The organism is Oleiphilus sp. HI0117, from assembly GCF_001635235.1.
The window spans coordinates 1-1,061 of sequence record NZ_LWGA01000108.1 but is presented as its reverse complement, the minus strand read 5'-3'; the positions used below and the strand labels follow the sequence as shown (position 1 = coordinate 1,061).

Annotated in this window: 1 protein-coding gene; it reads left to right on the top strand. The window is 44.7% G+C overall.

What is annotated here, in order from left to right; genetic code table 11:
• The first annotated feature begins 102 nt into the window (after window positions 1-102).
• A complete protein-coding gene (locus A3757_RS01525) occupies window positions 103-858 on the top strand; it encodes a glutathione S-transferase N-terminal domain-containing protein (protein WP_068739044.1) in 756 nt (251 codons plus the stop codon).
• Window positions 859-1,061: the final 203 nt, after the last annotated feature.

Here is a 1,061-nt window from a genome sequence, read left to right as displayed (position 1 = left end):
AGCCTCATATAATAATTTATGGGTAGACACAGCCGATATTTGTCTATGACAAACAAACGATTAAGCCTTACAATGCAGCCGTGCTTATTATGGAGGATCGCTATGAAAAACTTATTCGACATCACCACGTCTACCCTTGCATCAACACTACGTGTTTGGCGTGGCACGTCAGCGAGCAAGGTTGCAATACAACCTGAGCAGGAGCTGGTTATATTCGACAGAGAAGGTTGCCCGGAATGTCGGTTTGTCAGGGAAGCACTGACCGAACTCAACCTTGATGCAATGGTAGCCCCCTGCCCAATCGGTGGGCGTGATATAAAAAAACTTGCACAAGAATCCGGCAGCCAGACGCTCCCAAGGTTATTCGCCCCCAACACTGACCTCAATATTGCTGGCCGCGATGAAATTGTTACTTACCTATTTAAAGAGTACAGGGGCTTGGAAGTCCCTAAGCAACTCCGCCGCAGTTTAATGAATGATACGGCATCCAAACTGGCTAGTGTTTTACGTAATAATGCAGGTGTCCACGCGCGCCCTGCAAAAGCGGCTAAACTCCCATTGACGCTATATAGCTTCGAATCCAGCCCTTTTTCTCGTGTAGTAAGAGAAAAACTATGCGAACTTGAATTGCCATACTTACTGATCAATTTGGGCAAGCAGCAACTAGCTGATATGGGTCCGGCAAACTTCCGCTTCAGCATTGGCGCTTATCAACCATTAGAAAACACCAAGCGCGATGATTTCTTTAAAAAACATGGAAACGTGCAAGTACCGTTTCTTATTGATCCCAATACCGGAACAGAAATGTTTGAGTCTCAAGAAATTGCTCGCTATTTAGAGTCCACTTACGCGCAATAAAACGCGTTGACACAGCATATATAGCCTCTTATTTTCTTTAGTTAGCCATAAGCGCTAGTGTTACAACTTTAAAACCAGTAATATCCGGCGCTAATTTTGTTCCTTTGATACGGCATTACACCTCATGGCTAAACCTAAAAAACAACGACCGCTTTGGCACCCCTCATTTCTGCTTACCTGGCTCATTGTGTTTGTACTGTTCT

Bases quoted from the DNA above. Each gene is read 5' to 3' on its own strand.
- A3757_RS01525 (WP_068739044.1), top strand. From the start codon at position 103: ATGAAAAACTTATTCGACATCACCACGTCTACCCTTGCATCAACACTA.